The sequence below is a fragment of the Acinetobacter sp. IRS14 genome (assembly GCF_034650275.1).
Lineage (GTDB): Bacteria > Pseudomonadota > Gammaproteobacteria > Pseudomonadales > Moraxellaceae > Acinetobacter > Acinetobacter oleivorans.
This window is the reverse complement of sequence record NZ_JAOVFN010000020.1, coordinates 1-23,643: the sequence shown is the minus strand read 5'-3', so window position 1 is coordinate 23,643 and position 23,643 is coordinate 1. Positions and strand designations below refer to the sequence as shown.

The 23,643-nt window shown below is 35.8% G+C and carries 27 protein-coding genes; 7 read left to right on the top strand and 20 right to left on the bottom strand.

The window, feature by feature from the left end; genetic code table 11:
• Positions 1–70 precede the first annotated feature (70 nt).
• On the bottom strand, positions 71–385 hold the full coding sequence (locus ODQ17_RS15340; protein ID WP_004791654.1) for a winged helix-turn-helix transcriptional regulator: 315 nt from the start codon (positions 383–385) through the stop codon (positions 71–73).
• Between the two features lie 110 nt (positions 386–495).
• Between ODQ17_RS15340 and ODQ17_RS15335 the strand changes: the two genes are divergently transcribed.
• A complete protein-coding gene (locus ODQ17_RS15335; protein ID WP_322904826.1) occupies positions 496–912 on the top strand; it encodes a carboxymuconolactone decarboxylase family protein in 417 nt (138 codons plus the stop codon).
• An 83-nt stretch (positions 913–995) separates the two neighbouring features.
• Here ODQ17_RS15335 and ODQ17_RS15330 read toward each other — a convergent pair whose 3' ends face one another.
• The 7 genes from ODQ17_RS15330 to ODQ17_RS15300 form a co-directional block, all read right to left on the bottom strand.
• Positions 996–1,568, bottom strand: coding sequence for a lysozyme (locus ODQ17_RS15330; RefSeq protein ID WP_322904824.1), 573 nt, complete (start codon positions 1,566–1,568; stop codon positions 996–998).
• Between the two features lie 15 nt (positions 1,569–1,583).
• Entirely contained in the window at positions 1,584–2,093 is a 510-nt protein-coding gene (locus ODQ17_RS15325; RefSeq protein ID WP_322904822.1) for a hotdog fold domain-containing protein, read from the bottom strand.
• A gap of 184 nt (positions 2,094–2,277) precedes the next feature.
• A complete protein-coding gene (locus tag ODQ17_RS15320) occupies positions 2,278–2,478 on the bottom strand; it encodes a hypothetical protein (protein WP_004791647.1) in 201 nt (66 codons plus the stop codon).
• Positions 2,479–2,585: 107 nt separating this feature from the next.
• Entirely contained in the window at positions 2,586–2,855 is a 270-nt protein-coding gene (locus ODQ17_RS15315; RefSeq protein ID WP_151768796.1) for a hypothetical protein, read from the bottom strand.
• Positions 2,856–3,147: 292 nt separating this feature from the next.
• Entirely contained in the window at positions 3,148–3,522 is a 375-nt protein-coding gene (locus ODQ17_RS15310) for a TonB C-terminal domain-containing protein (RefSeq protein WP_005306508.1), read from the bottom strand.
• A 149-nt stretch (positions 3,523–3,671) separates the two neighbouring features.
• Positions 3,672–3,896, bottom strand: a complete 225-nt coding sequence (locus ODQ17_RS15305; RefSeq protein WP_322904819.1) for a hypothetical protein — start codon at positions 3,894–3,896, stop codon at positions 3,672–3,674.
• Positions 3,897–4,079: 183 nt separating this feature from the next.
• Positions 4,080–4,934: a LysR family transcriptional regulator gene (locus ODQ17_RS15300; protein ID WP_322904817.1), complete on the bottom strand. Its 855-nt coding sequence runs from the start codon at positions 4,932–4,934 to the stop codon at positions 4,080–4,082.
• Positions 4,935–5,046: 112 nt separating this feature from the next.
• Here ODQ17_RS15300 and ODQ17_RS15295 point away from each other — a divergent pair, with 112 nt between their 5' ends.
• The 3 genes from ODQ17_RS15295 to ODQ17_RS15285 all read left to right on the top strand — a co-directional run bounded on the left by ODQ17_RS15295 (position 5,047) and on the right by ODQ17_RS15285 (position 7,406).
• Positions 5,047–5,793 carry an SDR family NAD(P)-dependent oxidoreductase gene (locus ODQ17_RS15295; protein ID WP_322904815.1) on the top strand — a complete coding sequence of 249 codons (747 nt, stop codon included), beginning with the start codon at positions 5,047–5,049 and terminating at the stop codon, positions 5,791–5,793.
• A gap of 255 nt (positions 5,794–6,048) precedes the next feature.
• Positions 6,049–6,771 (top strand): type 1 glutamine amidotransferase, encoded by a 723-nt coding sequence (locus ODQ17_RS15290; protein WP_322904813.1) that lies wholly within the window; start codon positions 6,049–6,051, stop codon positions 6,769–6,771.
• Between the two features lie 113 nt (positions 6,772–6,884).
• Positions 6,885–7,406 carry a hypothetical protein gene (locus ODQ17_RS15285; protein WP_322904811.1) on the top strand — a complete coding sequence of 174 codons (522 nt, stop codon included), beginning with the start codon at positions 6,885–6,887 and terminating at the stop codon, positions 7,404–7,406.
• A gap of 33 nt (positions 7,407–7,439) precedes the next feature.
• Here ODQ17_RS15285 and ODQ17_RS15280 read toward each other — a convergent pair whose 3' ends face one another.
• Together ODQ17_RS15280 and ODQ17_RS15275 are read right to left on the bottom strand one after the other, a co-directional pair.
• Positions 7,440–7,889: a carboxymuconolactone decarboxylase family protein gene (locus ODQ17_RS15280; RefSeq protein WP_322904809.1), complete on the bottom strand. Its 450-nt coding sequence runs from the start codon at positions 7,887–7,889 to the stop codon at positions 7,440–7,442.
• Positions 7,890–7,912: 23 nt separating this feature from the next.
• A complete protein-coding gene (locus ODQ17_RS15275; protein ID WP_322904807.1) occupies positions 7,913–8,329 on the bottom strand; it encodes a cupin domain-containing protein in 417 nt (138 codons plus the stop codon).
• A gap of 98 nt (positions 8,330–8,427) precedes the next feature.
• On the opposite strand from ODQ17_RS15275, the gene pdxR reads away from it, so the two are divergent.
• Entirely contained in the window at positions 8,428–9,843 is a 1,416-nt protein-coding gene (gene pdxR, locus ODQ17_RS15270) for a MocR-like pyridoxine biosynthesis transcription factor PdxR (RefSeq protein ID WP_322904805.1), read from the top strand.
• Between the two features lie 286 nt (positions 9,844–10,129).
• Positions 10,130–10,525: a Fur family transcriptional regulator gene (locus tag ODQ17_RS15265; RefSeq protein ID WP_322904803.1), complete on the top strand. Its 396-nt coding sequence runs from the start codon at positions 10,130–10,132 to the stop codon at positions 10,523–10,525.
• 42 nt (positions 10,526–10,567) lie between these two features.
• Here ODQ17_RS15265 and ODQ17_RS15260 read toward each other — a convergent pair whose 3' ends face one another.
• Both ODQ17_RS15260 and ODQ17_RS15255 read right to left on the bottom strand, forming a co-directional pair.
• Entirely contained in the window at positions 10,568–11,251 is a 684-nt protein-coding gene (locus ODQ17_RS15260; RefSeq protein WP_144735639.1) for a Fe2+-dependent dioxygenase, read from the bottom strand.
• Positions 11,252–11,345: 94 nt separating this feature from the next.
• A complete protein-coding gene (locus ODQ17_RS15255) occupies positions 11,346–13,580 on the bottom strand; it encodes a TonB-dependent receptor (RefSeq protein ID WP_322904801.1) in 2,235 nt (744 codons plus the stop codon).
• A 498-nt stretch (positions 13,581–14,078) separates the two neighbouring features.
• Between ODQ17_RS15255 and ODQ17_RS15250 the strand changes: the two genes are divergently transcribed.
• Positions 14,079–16,268 carry a TonB-dependent receptor family protein gene (locus tag ODQ17_RS15250; RefSeq protein WP_322904799.1) on the top strand — a complete coding sequence of 730 codons (2,190 nt, stop codon included), beginning with the start codon at positions 14,079–14,081 and terminating at the stop codon, positions 16,266–16,268.
• 64 nt (positions 16,269–16,332) lie between these two features.
• On the opposite strand, the gene ODQ17_RS15245 is transcribed toward ODQ17_RS15250, so the two are convergent.
• From ODQ17_RS15245 to ODQ17_RS15210, 8 genes are all read right to left on the bottom strand, one after another.
• Complete coding sequence (locus ODQ17_RS15245; protein WP_322904797.1) at positions 16,333–16,887, bottom strand: TetR/AcrR family transcriptional regulator; 555 nt, start codon at positions 16,885–16,887, stop codon at positions 16,333–16,335.
• A gap of 605 nt (positions 16,888–17,492) precedes the next feature.
• The gene (locus ODQ17_RS15240) at positions 17,493–18,506 is read right to left on the bottom strand and encodes a hypothetical protein (protein WP_250375483.1); all 1,014 of its coding nucleotides are present in this window, start codon (positions 18,504–18,506) and stop codon (positions 17,493–17,495) included.
• A gap of 49 nt (positions 18,507–18,555) precedes the next feature.
• On the bottom strand, positions 18,556–19,113 hold the full coding sequence (locus tag ODQ17_RS15235) for a chorismate mutase (protein WP_322904794.1): 558 nt from the start codon (positions 19,111–19,113) through the stop codon (positions 18,556–18,558).
• A gap of 78 nt (positions 19,114–19,191) precedes the next feature.
• Positions 19,192–19,875, bottom strand: coding sequence for an SDR family NAD(P)-dependent oxidoreductase (locus ODQ17_RS15230; RefSeq protein ID WP_322904792.1), 684 nt, complete (start codon positions 19,873–19,875; stop codon positions 19,192–19,194).
• A gap of 11 nt (positions 19,876–19,886) precedes the next feature.
• Positions 19,887–20,648: an SDR family NAD(P)-dependent oxidoreductase gene (locus tag ODQ17_RS15225; RefSeq protein WP_111854591.1), complete on the bottom strand. Its 762-nt coding sequence runs from the start codon at positions 20,646–20,648 to the stop codon at positions 19,887–19,889.
• A 7-nt stretch (positions 20,649–20,655) separates the two neighbouring features.
• Positions 20,656–21,342: a glutathione S-transferase family protein gene (locus ODQ17_RS15220; RefSeq protein ID WP_322904790.1), complete on the bottom strand. Its 687-nt coding sequence runs from the start codon at positions 21,340–21,342 to the stop codon at positions 20,656–20,658.
• 228 nt (positions 21,343–21,570) lie between these two features.
• Positions 21,571–22,590 carry a Csu type fimbrial protein gene (locus tag ODQ17_RS15215; protein WP_322904788.1) on the bottom strand — a complete coding sequence of 340 codons (1,020 nt, stop codon included), beginning with the start codon at positions 22,588–22,590 and terminating at the stop codon, positions 21,571–21,573.
• Positions 22,581–23,643: fimbria/pilus outer membrane usher protein (locus ODQ17_RS15210; protein ID WP_322904786.1), on the bottom strand; the 1,063-nt coding region annotated here is incomplete at its 5' end. The genes ODQ17_RS15210 and ODQ17_RS15215, both read right to left, overlap by 10 nt.

The following is a 23,643-nucleotide window of genomic DNA, read 5'->3' as shown; positions in this document are numbered from 1 at the left end:
AAGTAAATCAAAGTAAATCAAAGTAAATCAAAGTAAATCAAAGTAAATCAAAGTATAAAATAAACCAGCCTTATCTTACTTTTAGCCAAGTACCTACTTCTTTTAGCACATCAACTAAACCGTTTAATTTCTTGCCATCTTCGGTTAGTGAGTATTCAACCTTAACAGGAACTTCCGCAAAAACTTCTCTGTTAATAAACCCTTCTTCTTCAAGAAAACGCAATTCTAAAGTTAGCATTCTTTGAGAAATATTAGGTATTGCGCGTCTGAGTTCATTAAAGCGCATAGGTCTTTCGATGAGAAATGAAATAATTAACATTCTCCAGCGACCACCCAATACTGTCATTGCCTCTTCTACAGAACAGCCAGAAATATTATCTTTCATTGTTTAATTAGGTATAAAAAATATACCTATATAACAAAATAGTGCTTAATTTACAATCTATACCTAGTGGTAAATAATAGTTTTTTATCACCAAAAGACTGGCCTATATTATGGAATATAAAGAAGTTGCTAAAAAAACGATTAATCATTTGTACTCAGCACATGCATCTATTCGTACCTCAGGCATCGACCCTCAAATCATTGCTTTAGCTGAATTGTATGTGTCACAAATCAACGGCTGTGCTTACTGCTGCGCTTTTCATGCTCAGGAGTTAAGAGATATGGGAGTAAGCCAAGAAGTGATTGATAAAATTCCGGGCTATAAACATTCGAATGCGTTTTCAAAGAAGCAGCATCTTGCTCTTGAACTTGCAGAGGCAGTCACTTTTCTATCTGACAAAATTGAAACTGTAAAAGCTCATTTAACTGAATATTTTAGTGAAAGAGAGATTGTAGAGTTAACGACTAGCATTTCGCTCATGGGGGCTTTAAACAGGCTTAGAATCACTTTAGGTGATAAAAGTTAATCCACTCTCTTCCTAATATGAAAAAGCCCTAATTATTTGGGGCTTTTAATGATTTTTGAGAAAGTTTAATAAAAATTGAAGCACTATTTTGACGATAAAAATAATTTCTTTTCGATTACACGGCGATTCACCAGCCCTTGCAAACGCTTACCGCCAGCATTAATCCAAACATCAAACTGGTTGGCAGCCTCTTTATAATCACCTAAATTTAAATTTTTGAGTAAGGTCGAGTTTTTAAAAGCCCCGACTCCAATGTTATAAGCTAAAGAGACTAATGCATCGAATTGATTCTGTTTTAAAGGCACTTTTACGGCAGTATTTACTGCGCGCTCAAATATCTTTAAATCATGCTGCATATAAACTTTAGCCTGTTCAAGTGTGCATCGGTCTCCTTCACTTACACGCTGGCCATTAGGATATCGCGTCGTGCCATATCCAATAGTCCATACCCCAGTACCATCGTCATAAGCACTAATTTTTAATCCTTCAAAATTACAAATTAGGTTTACACCGTCTAAGCTAAGAGACATATCATCAACAGCGACACCTATCAATTCATCGCCATGATCTGTTGCTGTAGCAATCTGATCCGCTGCTGCATCTTGCTGAGACTTAGCAGTAAAAAATTTGCGGAGATAATCCAATATTTTTTGCATTTAATGCCCTGTTATTTACTTTTTCTCTGTAACCCAAAGCGTAATATACCCTTGAACTACTGGTTGCCCATCCGCTCTATAAGCATTAACTTTTACTTGCATATCTCCAACTTTCCACTCGTCATCAATTGTTGCCACTAATTTAATATCAGAATCTGCCTTAGCTACATAATTTACGTTCATACCTTTAGGTAACCATCTTAAATGTTGAGGTACTGATGCTTCAGCTAATACACCCATGACAAATTCCAGCCCATTACATATGGCAATAACGTGTACCGTCCCGATATGGTTTTCGATTGATTTATTTTTTTTGATTGAAGCTTCGCACAGGTTCAAATCTAATTTTTGAATCATTGGATTTACAGTCTGAAAATATGGAGCCACTCGACTAACAATCTTTGATAATAGTGTTAATCCGCCAGGTACATTTTTCAAAGTCTTAAACGCGAGCAAAACATCATTGACCGGTGGAAGTGCTTTATTTTTGATTTTGTTGGTAAATGTAGAAATATAATTACTCATAGTTTTACTTCAATTCGAGAATTAATCATTCAATAAATATATATGTACCTACTTCTACACTCATTGCTTAGTTCTCAATTTTTTGAGTCATTAATGATAATGATTAAATAACCTCAAACGTACCGTATTGTTTGACTAGAAATCCCAAATATTAAAAATGCCCAATATTGAATTGGGCTTTAAATTATTCTTCAATTTCGATGGGATCACCATCTTCAGGGCGAATGTGTCGCTCACCATCATCGGCTGGATCTACACTCGAACCATCTTTGGTAATGCTGTTATACAACTCATCCTCTTTTTTATCATCGATAAATTCTTCATCGGCAAAATCGAGAGGCTCTTCATCATCGTCAAAATTTAAAGGTTTTTCTTCATCTATCATGAGATTCATCCTCTACTTAACTTGTGTCATTCCATGCTTAAATAATTAACGGCTACATTCAACACCAAACCATCATCATTTGTGTAACTGACACTTTCGGATACGTTTTAGTTTTTGTTATTTTCAAGATGGTTCAAAATACTACTAATTTTTAAAAGTAAGTAACCAAACAGTAGCCCATTAAATATAATGAAAAGACCGACTGTAACCATTTCTTTAGACCAAACTTGAATAATGTCTAAATTATCATTTCTTGTTTCAACTTGCCCATATGACAAAATAAAGGCTATTCCCAAAACAATTCCAAATAAAATTACGCCCCATGCGACAACTGAGGTTGCCTTGCTTTCACTATGGGATTTGTTTGCTTGACTCATACTTTTTCTTGTCACATTTTAGGGCTCATATTATTTTTTTATATTAATTTAATGCCTATTTAAAGTTTTGTTTATGTTATGTTTTGATAGCAATGTAACTAATTTTTATATTTTGTTTACCTCTTCATCACCTGTCTTATTTTCAATTTAAAATGATATGTTGCTTTTACTTTTTTGAAAGAAATCTATATACCCATTAAACTAACTACTTCCCCTGTTTCATAAAATAAAAGAGCAAATTTATATACATTAAAAGTTTTAAATTTGCTCCCCACGATGAAGAAGAACTTACTTATTTAGCCTGAAATTTCATATTGAATTTTCTGGCTTGCTTCCTTACTTCAGGATTTGAGGGCAAAGCAAATGGGCTTGCACGCCAGATCGCCTTTTCAATACTTGTTTTAAATTTTTGTTCTTCTTTATCTAAAAAGATGATTTGCTCAATTTCTCCACTGTCAGTTAAAAATACTTTAACGCTTGCACTCATACCAGCTGAAGACGCTGGAATATCCCATATTTTATAAATTTTCTTTTGATATTGCTTTTTATATTTTTCAGCTTCTGAAGTAATTTTATTATCGGTCACTTGAACAGGTGTAACCTGTTTATGGCCAGTCGCACACCCAACTAATAAAAATAAAGAAGCAATAATAGTGAAGTTTTTCATTTAAAATACCTTTTTTCAATAATTAAAATTTAACAGTTTAAATTTTAAAAAACCACCCGAAGGCGATATTAATCACTGATTATCCCTAGCCAGCAAAGGTAGTAGGCCATCCTGATCTACCTTTGTTTAAATTCATTTTTTATTTTTCTTTAAAAAGGGACTTCGTAACGAAAATTCATATTTGAATTTTCCGGCACATTATAGACATCTTGATCAGTAAAAATTCCGTGTTCAGGTGTTTTAAAACTATTAAAAGCTTTATTCTCTGGAACAGTTGGAGCGTTATTTAAATAATTTTCTTGAGAATTATATGGAGATGAAGCACAGCCAATCAGCCCAAAACCCAATAAAGATATAAGTAGAAATGTCTTCATAAATTTTGACTACCGTTATAAAAACCACACAACTTAACAAATTGAACAGCTATTGTCACACCGAAACTATTTAGAAATACTTAATAATAAATTTAAAAAAATATTTTAAGGTGAGACGTTATTGTAGATAATTGGAGCAACTCTATAACATGATTTAATGATCATGGCATATGCTTTACTCTTTTAAATAAACTCTTCTATTAAAATTTGGCTAATCGCACTTGTTGTTATATTTTCTTCAGAAGTTTTATAGAGCATAAACTCAACATTTGGAAGTAAAGGTAAATTATCTTTGGAGTTAATAATTTGAATATTACTGTTTAACGAAGATCTATTTAAACATGATATTCCTAGACCAGCCTCGATTGCAGCCGCGATACCTTTTACCCCTGTAGCAGTATGTGCAACATAAAAAGGGATTTTCTCTTTTTGCAAAATTTTTTCGATAAAATTTTTCAAAATACAGCCCGAAGACATTGTCACAATAGGAATAGGATTATCTTCAAGTTCACATTCATTAGACTTAATCCAAAACAGAGGTTCTTCGGATAATTTAATGGCCTGAATATCTTTTTCTATTGTTTCACCAATATTCATGTAGATAGCCAAATCATAAATATTTGAAAAGAAATTATCTTTAATATCAGAACTTTTCATGATTGAAATATGCAGCTTTAAGTTTGGAAACTTCTTCTGAATTCTTTTTAAAATAATTGTTAAGTCATTGGGTCTAAAATAATCTGTAATCGCTATCCTAAATTCACCAGAAATATCGACTCCTCTTATTTTGTCTAAAGCCATAGAACAAGACAGTAAGATCTTCTCAGCTTCTGCCAACAAGATCTCACCCTCAGTTGTTAGCGATGAACCTTTTCGGTCTCTAATCATTAATTTCTTGCCAACAAACTCTTCTAATTTTGAGATCTGCTCACTAATGGTTGAATTAGACAGATTTAATTTTGAAGAAGCTAACGAAATTGTCCCAGACTGAGCTACGACAACAAAAGTTGAAAGTAAGGTGGTATCGAAATATCTCATCTTCGGAAAATCCGTAATATGCCTTCATATAATTTCGATTTTAACAAATAAGCTTAAATACTAATATTGAAGAAATAGAAAACTATTAAGCCCATTTAAAAAGGAAAATCTTATGAATCTCGACTTTCAAAATGAGGTTGCTATTGTCACTGGCGGCGGCACTGGTATAGGTCAAGCTATTAGTAAACTACTTGCAGAAAAAGGTGCTTCCGTAGCGATTGTTTACTCTAAAAGTGAGAAAGAAGTTTTAGATACTATAGATGAAATCACTAAAAAGAATGGAAAAGCCTTTGCGATAAAAGCTAATATTTCAGCAGATGACGAAGTCAAAACAATGATTGAAACTGTAGTAAAAAAGTTTAGCAAAATTAACTATCTGATTAACAATGCTGGCATTACAAAACAGCTTAAATTTGATGATTTAGATGATGTAACAGATGAGATTTGGGACCAACTTATCGCTGTTAATTTGAAAGGTACTTTTCAATGCAGTCGAGCCGCAGCCCCATTTCTTCGGCAGAACACAAACAGTGCCATTCTTAATATTGGAAGTATTGCTGGTGAAACAGGCTACGGTTCTTCATTACCTTATGCTGTCTCTAAGTCTGCTGTTCATGGTTTAACAAAATCTTTAGCACACGCATTAGCCCCTTCTATACGGGTTAATTGTATTGCACCCGGGCCTGTTGCTACTCGATGGTGGGCTGGCTATGAAGATAAAATGAATTCGCTATTTGGGGAACTTCCCTTAAAACGGATTTCTACTCCAGAAGATATTGCTCAAACGGCTCTCATGTTATTAAAAGCAGAATCAGTTACAGGACAAATCTTAAAATTAGATAATGGACAAACACTCTGAAATTAAAAATTTTAGATCTCATCTTATAGAGAATTCTTTGTGTGGAGCTCTAGATAGAACTTCACGCAAATTCTCAGCCTCGTCTTATTGTTAATCAGATGCATACTTATTCTCTAGTAACATTCAAAGCTCCTATAGATCTGGACCATATAACTTTTAGAAACTGGATGTATTAGATAAAGCCTACAGCTCTTAATCTATCCTCGATTTATCACGAATGATCTATTAATTAACGCTTAGATTTTGAGGACTAACATGCGCCTACATTTTATTGTTCATGAAGATTTTGAAGCACCCGGTGCATATGAAATATGGGCTCAAAATAATGACTTCAAAATTACATATTCAAGAGTATATTTAAATGAAGCTTTGCCATCTTCTGCTGAAGATATAGATTTCCTTATTGTGATGGGTGGTCCACAAGATCCAGATACGACACTAGAGATGTGCCCTCACTTTAATTCATTAGCTGAACAATCAATGATAAAAAAAGCGATTGAAGCAAATAAAGTAGTTATCGGGGTATGTTTAGGATCTCAATTGATAGGTCAAGCTTTAGGGGCCAAATTTGAGCATAGCCCTGAAAGAGAAATTGGCAAATTTCCAATTATGCTTACAGAATATGGCTTAACAAACTCTAAGTTTTCACACTTAGGAAAAATGACCGAAGTTGGGCATTGGCATAATGATATGCCGGGTTTAACTCCCAACGCAAAAATCATCGCTTTTAGTGCAGGTTGTCCAAGACAAATTATTGAATATTCAAAATTAGTGTATGGACTGCAATGTCACATGGAATTAACGTCAGAAGTCGTTGAATTGCTGATTCAACACTCAGAAGCCGAGTTAAATCAGGCTCACCATTATAAATTCGTGAATAGTCGTGAAGAATTACGAAATCACGATTACCAAGAGATGAATCAAAACCTCTTTATTTTTCTGGATAAACTGAAAGAAGAATACTCAAAACAACATTAAAAAAATGAGTGTAAAAAGCCTTCTTAAGTTGGCTTTTACACTCACCTATAGATCTTATTATTTACTAGATGATCAAATCCACACAAAATTTAATCTCCAAAAAATCAACTTTAATGTTACAATACAGTGATTTACTCAATTTCAATTGGACTTCAAAAGAAATGAATAGATTGTTATTAATTTTTTTATCTTTAAATATTAGTCTTTTTTCTCCCGTAGCTTTTTCTGAAACAAACACATTTCAAATGAAACAAGAATATACCCCTCCTAACTTTAATCAGCATAAGAGCATGCTTGCAGTAAACGCAAATTCTCAAGAACATAAATTTAATGGGCAACCAAAAGATTTTTCTAATTCTGGCACTAATCATCAAAATGTAGATTTTTTTGAAATTGCAAAACAATATCAAGAAAAGGAAACTAAGCCTTCTTACTCCGCTGAAGAAACAGTCAATATGAGTAATCATGAGCGTAGTCTTTACTACATTAGAAATCATGATAATGTTGGCATTCAAAGAGAAATTAATGGTCAGCAGTTTAAGTCGCTAAAACAACAGCGCGATAAAGGCATGATTTCGAATGATGTATATAAAGAAAAAGTCTACAAAATCCTAAGTCAGCCTTCTATTAGATAAGTTAAAAGCCCTCGCGAGAGGGCTTTTTGAATATTACTTAGCAGCTTGTGGTGTATTTCTAAAACTAATTGCCATACGGTTATATGCATTCATTAAGCTAATGGCTATTGTCAAATCAACCAGTTCTTTTTCATCAAATACAGAATGAGCTAGTTGATAAACATCATCAGGTACTCCAGTAGTAGAAACTTTGGTTACTGACTCAGCCCAAGCTAAAGCTGCTCTCTCCCTTTCATCAAAAAGATGTCCACCTTCTTGCCAAGCCTGAACTAAAGCAAGTTTCTCGATAGCAACACCTTTTTTGATTAAGTCTCTGGTATGCATGTCCAAACAATACGCGCAATTATTAATTTGCGATATCCGTAGATAAACCAACTCTACTAATTCTGTTGGCAAACCGCTTTGCATTACATAGCTATAGACACCACCTAGAGCTTTAACGCCTGCTGGAGCGACCTGATTATAATCAATACGTTGAGCCATAATAAACACCTATTTACTTTCAATTATTTTACTGGGGTAACTAATTCTTTATCATCAGTATCTACAACAAATACTGCCAATAGTTTTGCTGGTTTGGTCTTGCTCACATTACGACTAATAGAATGAACTGCTCCTGGCTCTTCAAACCAGCTCTGACCTGCTTGATAAATTTTTGGCTTATCATTATTCACTTTAGACTCAATACTCCCCTCAACCACATAGGCATATATAAAAGATGATTTCGCATGGGTATGAGGAATAGAAGCACCGCCAGGTGGATAATCAACTTCTAAAGCAATAAGCGACTTACCCGGTATATTCGCAATTGCATGTTCAAAATTAAGCTTAACTTTCTCCACTGGCTCATGTGCCATAGACGGTGCAATACATGCAAGCATTAAACCTAAGCCTAAAAAGAATCTTTTTTTGATCATTTTCATTCAAATTAAACCTACATAAAGATAGGGAGTTGTTTTTATTTTATAGATCCGTAGTATAAATTCATGAACCAAAAATGCATTAAAAGGCTGTACCACGAATGTACCAGCAGCTCAAAATTAATTTAGATCGTAAATTAAAAACACCATTAGCAGAACAAATACGCCTTGGAATTGAACAAGCCATTATTTCTGGAACGCTGCAACAAGGTGATCGTTTACCCTCATGGATCGATTTAGCTAGTCAACTCGGTGTATCTAGAGGTACTGTAAAAGTTGCATATGAAAGACTTGCAGATGGTCAATTTATCATTGCGTCTAGATCACAAGGTACACGGGTTGCCTACCAAGCAGTTAAGCCAATCTCTACTCAAGAAGCTCATAAAAATAGTTCATTTACACAGATGTATTTAGATATGACATCTATACATGGCATTTTTCAGTTAGGTGTTCCTTCAAAAGAAATCTTTCCTGCAAAGTTATTTTCAAAAATTAGATCAAGTTCTGTGCGTAATGAGTCAAGTGGGTGGCCAAGCTATCCTGACGCTCGGGGTGAATATGGTCTTCGCCGAGAAATTGCTGCTTATTTAGCTTTATCGAGAGGAATTCAATGTACTCCTGACCAAGTATTTATTACTTCTGGTTTCTCTGGTGGGTTGGGTCTTACATTACATGTTCTGGGATTAAGTGGGGAAAAGGCATGGGTTGAAGATCCGGGTTTCCCTTTTTCCAAACATGCACTTGAGGTTGGAAGAATGCAAACATGTCCAATTCCCGTTGATAAAGATGGTATAGATGTTGAGTTTGCAATAAAAAATGTACCGGATGCATCCCTTGCATTAGTCACGCCGGGACAGCAGGCACCCTTAGGAATGTCTCTTTCTTTGGCCAGACGATTGAAGTTACTTGATTGGGCTAACCAGAATGGAAGCTGGATTATTGAAGATGATTATTTAGGAGAATTACAATTAGATGGCCGAGCAGCACCTGCCTTATTTTCATTAGATACTGCTGGAAGAGTTATTCATTTAGGAAGCTTTAGCAAAACGATCAGCCCCAAATTGCGAATTGGATTTGCAGTGGTGCCTTTTCACATGATTAATCATTTTGCAGAAACGACAGCAACATTAGCACCAGCTCCGTCTCCATCTTTACAACTTTCAATTCAAGAGTTTATGCATGAGGGACATTTTTTAAGACATTTAAGACGAACAAAAAGAACTTATAATGCTCAGCACGATGAATTAATAAAGTGCTTAAAAAGCTTTAATTTGCAAACATATACGACTGGCTTATCAGTTCTCATTAATTTGCCGTCCTCGTTATCTGATCAAAAAATTGCTAATGAAGCATTAGCTTTCAATCTGGCTCCCTCTCCATTATCACTCTGGTATCAAGACCCTAAAAATGCTGTTTCAGGTTTAATGCTAGGGGTTGCAACATCGCCCATATCAAAGGTAAATCAGTCCTGTGAAAAGTTAGTGGAAATCATCGAACAACATAAAGTTCAGTCATAAAAATCTTTAGACTTTGGCTGTACAGTTAATATGGCTTTTTACACTAATTTTTATTCGTATTAATTCGCACTTAATATTATCCATCTCATAGTTTTATTTGGAAAAATGGGCTTCTAACTTTTTTATTTTAATCAAGAATTTTTACTTTTTATCATAATACTTTTTGTACCAAATGGTTTACAATTAGGACTAATATCATTGGTTTTCAAATAGATTTTTTTACCCACTACTAAAAAAGCCTTATTAATCAATTTAAATGTAAATAAGCCATTAGCAGAGGAACTAAATGGATTATCATCAAGAGTTAATTGAAAATGGTTTATCAGCTACCTCTTCGCGTGTTGCTATTTTCCGTTTTTTACATGAGAACGATAAAGGAATAACTGCAGAAGAAATATATCTGTTATCCCAAAAGAAAAACCTAAAAATTAGTCTAGCCACTACATATCGTACTTTAGCGGAACTTGAACATAGAAAATTAATTAAAAGAGTTGTTTTGGGTAAAAGTAATAGAGGAATTTATAGACCAGCCACTAATAAAATTAGTTTAAATCTAATTAATACAAAAACCGGGAAATCTCATCCTTTTGAATATGATGAAAAAGTAGAAGAACTATTAGAATGTTTATTGAAAAAAATTGATGAAAAAGCATTAAATATTGAAGTAAATGTCTATAAGTAGCGTATTAAATAATTTACGCTACTTAATTACTTTTGTTATTACTTAAACCTCAGCCCACTTACGAATTAAGTTGTGATAAGTATTTGTTAAGTTCAAGACTTCTTTGTGATCGTCACCTAATTGCATACGTAAGTTTTGAATAGTTTGATCTAGGTTAAATAACATATGGCGCTCTGCGTCATCACGAATCATACTCTGTACCCAGAAAAAAGATGCTATACGACAGCCTGAAGTAATAGCAGTCACTTCATGTAGACTAGTAGATGGATACAAAATCATATCACCAGCAGGCAATTTAATTTCGTGATATCCGTAAGTATCTTCAACTACGAGTTCCCCTCCTTCATACTCTTCTGGCTCGCTTAAAAAAACCGTACAAGATAAATCTGTTCTTAAACGCTGATTACTACCACGTATTAGCCGTATTGAATTATCTACATGAAAGCCGAAAGACTCATGATTTTCATAGCGATTAAATAAAGGCGGTATGATATTCAGTGGAATTGCAGCAGATAGGAATAATGGATGTTTTCCTAAAGCATCAAGAATAATATTACTCAGTTGATGGGTTAGAGGATGATCTTCGGACAATTGTTGATTATGTTTTACTGTAGCTGAAAGTGTACCAGCAGTGACTTTCCCATTAACCCACTCTACCTTGTCCATTTCTTGACGGAAAAACTGGACTTGCTCTTTACTAAGTACATTAGGAATATGGTGAATCACGGCGATACCTTTAAAAATAGCTTTAATTAATAAAATAGCCTCAAATTGAGGCTATTTTAGATTACTTTTTTAGACTAATAAATTTTTAAACTTATTAGTATTTAAAGTTAACTGATAATACTGCACTACGTCCTTCTGCTTCAGTTGCATAGTGTGAAGCATACGCTTTAGTAAAGTAACGCTTATCAGAAAGGTTATTTAAGTTCAGTTGCAAATTAACATTCTTGTTAACGTCATAACGAGCCATTGCGTCATAGCGAACATATGATGGAACCCATTTTGTATTAGCTGCATCACCATATACTTTGTCAGCATAGAAAGCGCCAGCACCCACAGTAACTTGTGGCAATACTTTATATGTAGTCCATAAAGTTGCTGAGTTTTTAGGTACGTTTGGAAGTTGCTTACCTTTAGCTGCATTTTCAGGAGTACATACACCAGCACGACTACAACTTGGTCCTGGATCAGTATTTTCACTATCTAAGTAGGTGTAGCCTGCACTCATAGCCCATTTATCAGTGATATTACCATTTGCTGAAAGTTCAATACCATCAACTTTACTGTCACCGCCATTTGTATAAGTACTTGAGTCTACTTGGATACGTGTATTTTGTTTCTCTGTACGGAAAATGGCAGCAGTCAAATTAAGTTTTTCGTTTAAAACATTCCACTTTGTACCAAGTTCAATGGTTTGGCTTTCTTCTGGTTTAAGGTCCATATAAGCTTGACCAATAGACTCAGACCCATCACCACCATCTACACCTACAGGGTTTGCTGAAGTTGCATAACTCGCATAGATACTGCCGTTTTCAGTAGGTTTAAAGGTGATGCCAGCATTGTAAGTAACAAAATCTTTATTACTTTCAATTTTTGCGCCAGTCGCATTTGTTACTTGCTCTGTATCAAACTTATCCCAACGAAGGCCTAGATCCAATAACCATTGAGGATTAAATTCAATATTATCTAATAGATAAACCCCAGTCGTTTTTGTTTTAGTTGTAGTCGTTGCTTTATTCGCGATACGGTCCCCTAGCCATACATCTTTAGAATTAGGGTTTGTTAATGAAGTACACCAAGCATCGTTTATAGCACAATCACTATTAAAACCACCTGTTGTAGAACCCGCATAACCTGGGTATGTAGTTGAATAACTACCTTTATCTGACTCTTGATCGCTGTATTCTGCACCAACATTGAAACTATGCTTGATAGCTCCAGTATTAAACTTACCTCTTAAAGATAATTGATCGGTAAAGATATCAGTATCTGTAATTCGAGAGTTAATACGACGCCAAACTTTGCCGTTTGCTACATTACCTTTTGAATCATCTGGTTGAGTCCAAAGATAATCATTTTTTGATTTACTGTAGAGCAAAGTATTACTAAGCGTAAGATTTTCATTTAAATCATGTTCTACTTTAAAAGTACCAATATGATTTTCTTGTTTTTGGAAATCACGACCTTTTAAGCCATAGTAAATGCCTTGTTTGACATCAACAGGTTTACCAACAGTAGCCTTCTTAGTTGTATCGTAATTATATGGAACACCTGAATCCGGAGTGTCGTCAGATCTTAAATAGTAATAACTTAAAGTTGCACGTGTTGGTGTATCTAATCCAAATGTAATGCTAGGCGCGATACCTACACGCTTGTATTCAGCACCATCACTTTGACCCGCTTTTTCATTTTTGTGCCCCATTAAGACAACGCGAGCAGCCGTACCATTACCAAAGTCTTTATTACCATCTAAGGTAATACGTTGGTAGTTATCCGTACCTGCTTGAACAGAGCCCTCTAAAGAGTCTCCTTTTTTAGCCACCTTAGAAATCATGTTGATGCTACCACCAACAGAACCTGCACCACCCATAGAAGAAGCAGAACCTTTAGTCACTTCAACTTGCTCAATAGCAAACATTTCACGGTTTTGTGATGATGAGTTACGAATACCATCAACATACATTGAACTTTCTGAGTTGTAACCACGAATAAATGGTCGATCTCCATTCGGGTTACCGCCTTCACCTGCACCTAAGGTAATTCCTGGCACAGTACGAAGTGCATCACTTAATGTATTTACTTTCGTATCTTCAATAAGTTGTTTTGAAATTACTGAAACTGATTTTGGAGTATTTAATAGAGGTGCTACGAATTTAGAATTAGCAGATTGATCAACTTTAAGGCTTTGTGCAACTTCTGCGTCTGCTTGAACATGAATTAATGGAAGTGGTACAGAATTTTCCTGAGCAGCCATTGCTGTTGTAGCTACAATTGATAATGAAGAGGCTATTGCTGATTTAGCAATCTTCTTGCGAGACTTAATAAATTCCATATGTATTTTGTGTGTTCATGTAAATATTAGCGCGAATAATAATGATTATTGATTAATAAAACAATAATTTAATATAAAAATCCTATAACAAATGTTCAATAAAAATTAATAATTTATTGATTTTTATTAAAAAGATTTATTAAATTATTCTTCTTTTTCACACAAATGTCTTTTAAAGTCAACTTATTACCGACTTATCCGTATCAAGATAGCAACAACCAACTTTTGTGTACCTTAGTATGTTTATACTTCTTGTGTCTTTAAAGAGAAGTTGTACACTGCTCTACACATGAAAATTTCCCTTTATTAACATCCGTTGTCTAGTTAGATCTTTATTATTTATACCTAAATGATAGCCAGCGATTTGAAATTTCTAATAATTCTAATTTTTTAGAAATTGTTTAAAATTCCGAGAAAAAACATAAACCAATTTATAAAATTTTGTTACTTTTTCGCTATAATGATTATAATTATCGTTTAGGATTTCGATACATCAACATGGACCGCTCAACCTCTCTTTCACTCCCAAATTTCAAGTTCAAAGTTTCTACGTTAAGCTATGCAATTGGACTGGCTTGTACTTATTTAGCACTTCCTGCACATGCCGAAGATACAACGGCCAGTGCATTACCGACCATCACCATTAAGGCACAAGGTAACTGGTTAGAAGAAGCAAATGCTGAAACTGTTCACAAACATGCTGGCGCTCGAACTATTATTGACCGTAAGCGTTTAGAAGAAACAGCGGCAACCTCAATTCGAGAAGCTTTAAAACAAGTTCCCGGAGTTCAGGCGCAAGACAGTAGTGGAACAGGTGGTAGTGATGTGTCTCTCAATATTGGGGTTCGTGGTTTAGCATCTCGCCTGTCACCTCGCTCAACTGTTCTTGTTGATGGTGTTCCGCTTTCATTTGCACCTTATGGCCAGCCACAATTATCTTTAGCACCTGTTTCAATTGGTAATATTGAGTCAGTCGACGTAGTACGTGGTGCAGGATCTGTCCGTTTTGGGCCTCAAAACGTAGGCGGAATTATTAACTTTGCAACCCGATCAATTCCGCAAGATTTTAGTGGAACTGTTAGCCTAACTTCAGAATATGCATCTGGTACTGACCAAGTAAAGTTCAGCCCTAATCTATTTGTGGGTGGAACTTTAGATAACGGATTAGGCCTTGCTCTCTTGTATTCAGGGACTAAAGGAAACAATTATCGAGAAGCAAATAACAAGATTGATATCGATGATGTAATGTTAAAGTCTGCTTATCAATTTAATGATAAAGATTCAGTTGCTTTAAATCTGCATCATTATGAAGGTCGAGGCGAAATGCCAGAGGGTTTAACTCAGGCCCAATACGCAGAAAATCCTTATCAATCTTCTGGTGAAAAAAACTATTTTGCAGGTCGACGTACTGATGTCTCTTTACGTTATAACCATAAAGATGAGAAAAATAACTTCGAAGTTCTGAGCTATTACATCGACTCTTTCCGCACAAGTAATCTTGAGACCGTGTTAGCGAGTGGTGATAAGCGTCTCGACTCTGCTCCACGCGATTACAAAGTCTATGCGATTGAACCGCGTTACTCTCGTATTTACCAACTAGGTAATACGCAAAATGAAGTGACAGTAGGCTATCGCTACTTAAAAGAAGAAAGTTCTGAGTTTGCTGGTCGTACTGCATCTTATGCAGCAGATTCATCAGCTCCAGATTTTGCTCCACGTAGCAGTAGCGAAGGTGGTACAAAAGCGCATGCGGTATATATCGACAACCGTATGGAATTGGGCCGTTGGACCATCACACCGGGCGTTCGATTCGAATCAATTGAAACCTATAATAACTTCACAGGTTATAACAAAGGACAACCTAATACTGTTTATCCAAGAATTGATTCAGACGAATTTTTGCCAAGTTTATCTGTGATGTACTCGGCAAATGAAAATTGGAATATATTTGCAAACGCCGGTGTATCTTTTGGTCCACAGCAATACAGCCAATTAGCACGTCTTGAAGGAACAACCGCAACGGCTACAACCGAAGGCTTACATCCTGAAAAATCGAATAACTATGAAATCGGAACCAAATATCTAGGCAATGGTTTAAATGCTGAATTTACAGTGTTCTATCTAGACTTTGATAAAGAGCTTTCTCTAGTACGTGATGCTGGTAATAACGGGATCTGGACAGACTTAGGGGCAACCAGCCATAAAGGTATCGAAACGGGTATTAGCTATGATTTCGGTCAATTAACAGATGCATTAGAGGGCTTAAAAGTATATGGCAACTATACTTTCACCAAAGCAGTAGCTGAAGCTGGTCAGTTTAAAGATAAAGACCTACCATTTTACTCGCGTCATGTCGGTAATGTTGGGTTAGGTTATACCGTGGATAAATGGTCTTTAAACGCTGACATGTTTGCGCAGTCTAAGCAGCATTCACCAGATCTTCCTGATAGCAATGTCTATCAAACAGAAGAAACTGCTGATGGTAAATATGGAGATATTCCAGGTTATACCACTTTTGCGCTACGTACCTCTTATGACTTAAGTTCACAAGTTAAAGGTTTAAAAATCGCTGGCGGCATCAAAAACGTCTTTGATAAGCAGTATTTTACTCGCTCAACAGACTCTACTGGCGGTAAGTATGTAGGCCTGCCGCGTACTTTCTATCTACAAACCTCTTTTGACTTTTAAAGCCTAATTAAATAAAAAGCCCTCTTCGGAGGGCTTTTCTTTAAGTATTAAAGTCTTCGCCAATTTAAGTAAGCATCGACATAAAATATTCTAATAACTTATCTCTTTCATCGATCTTATTCGCACTTAAAAGCTGAACCATTGCCCCATCAATCACAAACAAAAACATGTAAGCGTCTTCAAGTGTAGCGGTAACTTTTACGGTTAAAATCAGCTTATAAATTTCTTTAATGAACCAATCTCGATAGTCACTGACGATTTTGTAGGCTGCGGGATAAAGCTTTTCAATTTCAAAAATGGCTTTAAACTGCAAATGATAAAACCCTTCTAAATCAGCATGTAAAAAGAAAATTTTCTTTAACTTATCGAACACCATAAGTTCACGGTACGAATGGATAATTGAAAACACCTCGTCTTTTAACGCATCTTTTTGAAAAGTCAGACACATCTCAATAAGTTTTTCTTTAGATGAAAAGCAGTTATAAAAAGTGGCTTTGGGTATTTTAGCATCGCTAACAATTCGGTCTACACCGACATTATTAAAGCCATATTGATTAAATAAATTTCTTGCCGCGTGTAGCACTTGCAGTGCTTTAAATGATGCTTCTAAAGTTGGCATAGACATACCGTTTAAAATAATTTTTTGTTGTATATAAATGAGATAAAAATGCCGTCACTCTTAAATTGAGTGCTAAAAACAGGCACATCAAGACAGCACAAATCCTGCCTTACATATCTCAGGCTTTATTGTTGATATGATTTTTTAGTCGTAATGATCTAAAGGTTAAAACCTATAGTCGATTAAACTGTTTTAAATGCAAGTGAGGTATAGACGTAAAGACTTTGGCAAGGACTGCCAATGAGAGAGATGAAATAGTACGCATATGCGAACTCCTAGATGAAATAGAAGTTCTGCCAAATCACTGCTAAATGATTATGGTGGCAGAACGAAGAAGGGTTAGCAGACCAGTCATCTAGGAACCGGCACGCCCGAAGGCGTCCCTCCTCCGTCCTACCGCTACGAAGGGAGACGAACGAGTTCGACACCAAAAAATTACTTTTTTGATGTCCTAGATGAAAACGGTCTGCTAAAACCGACTGGCAATGTGGCCAGCAGGCAAAGAATAATCGGAGAGGTTTTGGGTGTCAATGTTCAAAAAGAAAGAATAAAAACATTTGATATAAAAAAGCTCTTTAAATAACAAGAGCTTTAAATATTGAAACTTACTTAGTCTCTTTAACATGAAATGAATGTATAAGCCGAGTTAAATTATTTTCTATATTCTGCCAATCAGCTAAATGCATATCACTGTAATGTGCGGTAATACTCAGCGGCAGTCCCTTCACATTAAAAGTATGACTACAATAGTATTGCTGATTTGGTTTAGCATAGTCCTCTAGAATAGCCTGTTCAGGATCTGGTTTACTTAATAAATAAGTTCGAGCAAAGGTACTACAACTAATATAAGAGACTATATTTCCATCAGCATCTTTTTTAAAATAAATCTTATAATGATTATAATCCTCTGTTACATCATCAGGATATTTCTTTCGCCAATCCTTATAAACAAGAACTTTATAGAACCCGCCTGGTAAATTAGGATCTAGTGATACCACTTCTGTTAAGCCTAATTCTGGAGCTGGTTTAGTTTGTATATATTTAATTAATTTTGGTGTTTCAAAATAATCCTTCGGATGAAACACTGAACTTAAATTTATACCCATTTTAATTTCTGCGGCACTAGCATTTATGTTCTTATATATCCAACTATTTAAGGAAAACCAAATTACATACTTATGAAACTCTTGCCAGTCCTTAGGTATTTCATACTCAGCTCTTATTGATTCAGGATTAAAAATATGTAAATTTTCTAATGTTTTTCCTTTGTAATCAGGTAAAAGAACTTGAAAAAGTTCAGTACATTGAAATCTATCACATAAGGGCTTATTACTCTCATATCGTTGCTTTTCTCTGAATTCAAGATCTTTCTTTCGTGAAGATTCAGAAATAGCAGTTGCATCCATAAGATAATTTGCTGGAATATCTAATGTGACTCCATTAGGATCAAATTCAGATGGCCAAATCTCTCTATACAATGGTGGATGTAAATAATATTCCCTAAATAAAATCTTTTCTTTGTAATTGTGGTATTTGCCATAACCAAAGAGTGCAACTAACAAAAGTATCAGTAAATACCTCTTCTTAAAAAGAAAAGATATTGAAGAGTTTTTTTTCATAAAAACTCTCCTGATAACAAATTCAATGCTTTAATTATCTTAAATAAATTCATTTTTTTAACTTAATTTTATTTAATGTCATACATAAAGCTTTTTTATCGGCCTCTTTAATTTGAGGGTGCTGTACAGACCACATGTAGCTACAGCTATGAGGTGCTTTGTTATTATTTTTCTTGAGTTCATAGGCAATATTTTTTAAAAGCTCAGTATTTAGCATACTAATTTTTAAACGTACTTCGGCTAAATCTTGTGGTTTCCAATTAGTTTCTGGACTCGACAACCAATCTGCACGATATCGATACTGAATTGCTTTGGCAACATTCATTTGAGTCACAATAAATGGCTTCACTGTTTCACTATTTAGGCCAAAAGAATCGGCTTCAGAAAGTGATTGATCAAGAACTTTCTTTTCTTGAGTTAAATCTTCAATCGGTAAATGTTGTTCTGCTTTATAACCTGCGACATCTTTCATATAAGATAAACGCTCGTTAATTAAACGAGCAGTTTGATCATATTGATATGCTTGCGCTAATGAAGAAACACACATGAAAGCTGCCAACGTACAAACCACTTTAACAGCTGGCTGAGCACTCTTAATTTTTGTCATGTAAATACCTATCGAAATTATTGTTCTGTCGTCATTCCAGATCAGTACTGTATTTTAACAACTTACGAAAGTAAAATTTCAAGATAGGCTGAGTTCTTGGCTCCATGCCGAATTAGGCTGCTGATAGATGTGTTGGCACACTTGCTTAACAGATGAAATAAAATGCTGGCTCTGTCCATCCCATTTTTCAACCATGCAATAGCTAATATGAATGCCTTTAGGATGAAACTCTCTTGCTAATGACTGCGCTAAAGCACGAATACCTGCAAACATGCTTTGGCTTAACACATCGTAATGGGTCGAGTTGTTAAATGGTGCGCCAAGAAAAATAACAGTGCCCCGCTGCTGCTTTAACATCGGCTTAATCACAGCTTGCGCTACACTTACTGCACTTAACCCTGTGGTCTGCCAATTGTGTTCAATCTCTTCTAAAGATAAAGCCTCAATATTTGGCGAAGATGAAAAATTCGGCTGAAACACACAGAGTTCAATTGTATGTCTTTGAGTGGAAATATAACGCACCAAGCTTTTTAAATGATCTGCATTTACTAAGTTCAAATGAACTGCTGTCACGCCATCGTTGATGGAGTGAACTTGGATTTTTTGTGCAGCTGAATCATGCACAACTTGATAAAGGTGTAATGGAAATTGTGCATTTTTATCTAGAATTACAAAATCACGCTCGATTAGGTGTAAATCATGACCAGCAACAACAACACAACCCTGCTTTTTTTGAAATCTCTGACATATTTTTTTTAGCATTTTAGTCTCTCTCAAAATTTTTCTTGGTAAGGGCGTAAATCGAGTTCATGTGTCCAAAGCTTCGGCGTTTGTTGGTAAAGCATCCAATAGTTTTCTGCAATTGCATCAATATTGAGGCCACCCGTGCCACGTGTAAGACGGGCTAACCGCCCCAGACCAAATAATGCTTTATTTACTCTATCGCCATCGACCATTCCATCAATAATCACATGAGCAATATGTATGCCTTGTGATTTATAAATTTGAGCTAGATTGAGTGCATAAGCCCGCAAAGCAGATTTACCCATAGTAAAAGCTGCGAAAAAAGGTTTCCCTCGCAAAGAAGCGCTCGCACCTGTAAAAATGAGCGTACCGTGGTTTTGATCTTTAAAGATTTTTAGACAACTTTGAGAAACTAAATAAGCTGATAAAAAAGTGGATTGCCACATTTGCGTAAAAAACGACAGCGGACTTCTTAAAAAGATTGAGGGAATATTTCCTCCCACATTATGAATAACAGCAGTAATACGCTCATTTTGACTAGTGATTGTGTCAAATAAAGCTTGTACTTGCTTTATATCTTCTGCATCTAGACGAAATGCGACAGCGTCCCCACCTTTCGAATGAATTTCGGCAGCAACTGCTTCAATTTTCTGGAAAGTGCGCCCAGCGACATAAACTTTTAAACCTTCTTTTGCAAAACGATGGCACACGGCTGCGCCAATACCTTGTAATGCACCAACGCCAATGACAACTGCACAATCTAATTTTTTATCTGGTGTTGCTAATGTCATGGTCATTTCATCCTGTTTGTTTTTTATACCATAAAGCAATAAACGGACGATCCAAAATTTCTTTACCAAATTTTTTGCTTGTGCGAACCACTTCACCAAGTTGAGCGACTACAGCAATGTCGGCAACTGTTTGAGAGTCTCCAACTAGCCATTCACTTTGCGATAAAACTTGTTCGATACGGTCGAGGTGTCTTCTAAACTCTGCTTCAACATTTTCAGCTTTCATTCGGCCTAAACCTTGAAAGAAAAGCTGTGTTTTTAACTCGGCTAAAATAAATCCTTTTACCATTGGTCTTTCATACGCTGGGCGGCCTATACTGCTAATGCGAATTGCTTCTTCTAGTGCATCTGGGTCATTTACGCGTAAATAGACTTCATAAAAATAGAGAGCTTCATCTGCCCAGTCTTCCCACAACTCTGCAAGTGCCTTTTGATTTGGATCTTCTGGATAAAGCCGTGGTGTATCTGGGTAAGTTTCTTCTAGGTAGCGAGCAATTCGGGTACTGTCTTGAATACGCTGTCCATTATGGTCAATTACAGGTACTTTACCTACTTTACTGAGCAAAGGGACCTTAGCTCCCAGAATGCCGTTATAGTTAACTGTGTCAAATGAGATTCCTTTAAACTTCAAAATTCTTGAAACTTTCTGACAAAATGGGGAAATTTCCCATTGATGCAAAATAATATCCGACATTTATTCACCTTTATTTTAATTGCTTGTTTTGCTCACTAGTTCTTTTTTAGAACTAATCAATAAATATACAGAATGTATTTTTAAGTCAAACTGTTTTTGAGGATGAATAAGTATTAAAAAGCTAAAATCAATTGATTTATATCGTTTTATGTTTAGCCATTTTTACTGAATGTAATTCAAATTACGCGGAACCATGCGACTAACATAGAAACGCGTATATTTGATAAATTAATAAGTCACTGTAACAACAACACTATCAGAATAGACACCAGGTTTAGTTGAAATGGAGGTACCTTGCGGAATTTTTCCATAAACTGGCGTGGTTTGGGCAGTGCCGGTGCCTGTACCTGACACCCCACCAGCTCCCCCAACATTGGTTACGCCTCCTGTGGCATCCCACACCGTACTATAGTTAGAATCTTTATATAACTGATAGGGAACATAATCATTATTGTCATGTTTCATACGCCTAAATCCTCCAGCAATACGGTTGTCTCCATCCCCTAAATAAATGCTATACGGCGTTCCATAATTACAGGTCGAATTTATAGCTCCTTGCGCTGTGTAATCACGATTAGCTGTACCACTATCATTAATATTGCCGAAATCTACAGTTGAGGTTGAATTTAATTGACACATACTTGGTACCACAAAGTTTGCTGTTAGTAATGTATCACCTGAATCCCAGCCACCAAGTAAATCACCACACGATAAACCCAAAAGATCCATATCCCAATACAACCGAACCGAAGCAGTATATGTTCCTTTAGGATAGGCAATGAGTGACCCCGTTCGAGCTGGTACTTTCACACTTACCGAGTAACTCACAATATTATTTGATGCGACTGTTGCTACTGGACCATACCACACATTGGAGGTTTGATTCGTGGTAGAAGACCCCGCTCCACCTACAGTTGCTGTGACGGTGTAAGGTAATGAAACATTGTTAATTGCATTTGTGGTTCCCGTAAATACGGTTTTCATACACATGAAATTAGAAATCTGAGGAAGTCCTAAATTCGTGCAAGTAATTGTGCCTGACAGGTTTACAGTTGCATCACTATTAATATTTGCTGCCGTGTAGGTAAAAGTACTATTAGTAGTTCCACTTACCGTACAAGCAGCATGTGCTGGACTAAAAAAAGCATAAGCGAGATAAAATAAGCAAATGCCTATAAGGTATTTTAAAGACAATGAAAATTTCTTATAGCTCTCTATTTGAGCCTTATTCATAATATTTAATGACATACATAAGGTCCCAATTTTTTAGTTGAGTACTGATTACTGTTATATGTGAAGTCAACTTGGCATGAACCATGATCCAGAAGATCGACTTCAAGCTTGTTTTGTTTTAATAGGTTTTGAATAAATACTTCACCGTCGTAGCCAACTACACCCTCTTGCTGACCATTAATACGAACCGTATAACCCGGTAATAAAGGTGAATTATTCGCATCAACAAGTTTCACTAATCCAGAAATGACCTGATGAGCACCAAAGTCAATAAGACCACCTTGGCGATAACCTACAACTGTTTTTTGATCTGTAGATTTCACGCTCCAATTCAAAGGAAGATACGATGGATCTAAATAAATATGGTTTTCCTTATATGGCATGAGACTAGGAATCAGAAATCTTCCAGAATTATCGGTTACGCCTAAATTTACCCCGCCATTTATAATCTGACTTTGTGGTCCAGCATTGGTCACAACTGCATAGCCATCACCAATTTCATTGGCTGCAAAGACTCGCCCTGCTGCTGCAACCAATGATCCGGTCGCTGAAACTGCAACTTGGTCGTTATCTCCAATTCGATTGTATCTACCCGTCAGATAAGCTGCCCGAGCTCGGTAAGAGCCATAAATTGAAGCATTGTTTTGATTCGCATCCTGATCGCGCTCAACATAACCTCCCCATCCAAATGAGCCGATTTGAGGTTCTGATAAACCGAATATTTCTTGACGGTAACTCAGCCTGCCAGCATCATTAGATACACTTGTAATCGCATTGACTCGAGTAGACGGTGTGTAGCGCAGCGCAAAGTAAATGCCATAGTCTTTTTGGTTTTCATAATCTTTATACGCTGATGCATAAAAGCCCCAGTTATTGTTCAGAGTTCCGCTTAAATTGGCAGATACTAATTTATTCGCGTTGTCGCTATATTTGATCTGGTTATAACCCAGATAGGCGCTATAACCTTCGTAAAAGTTATAGCTCATTCCTGCCCTAAAAATCTCATCTGCCAGCGCACTGTAGCTCAGGTAGTTCTGCGGCTCAGAAGTCATCTGGTTATCTTTTAAA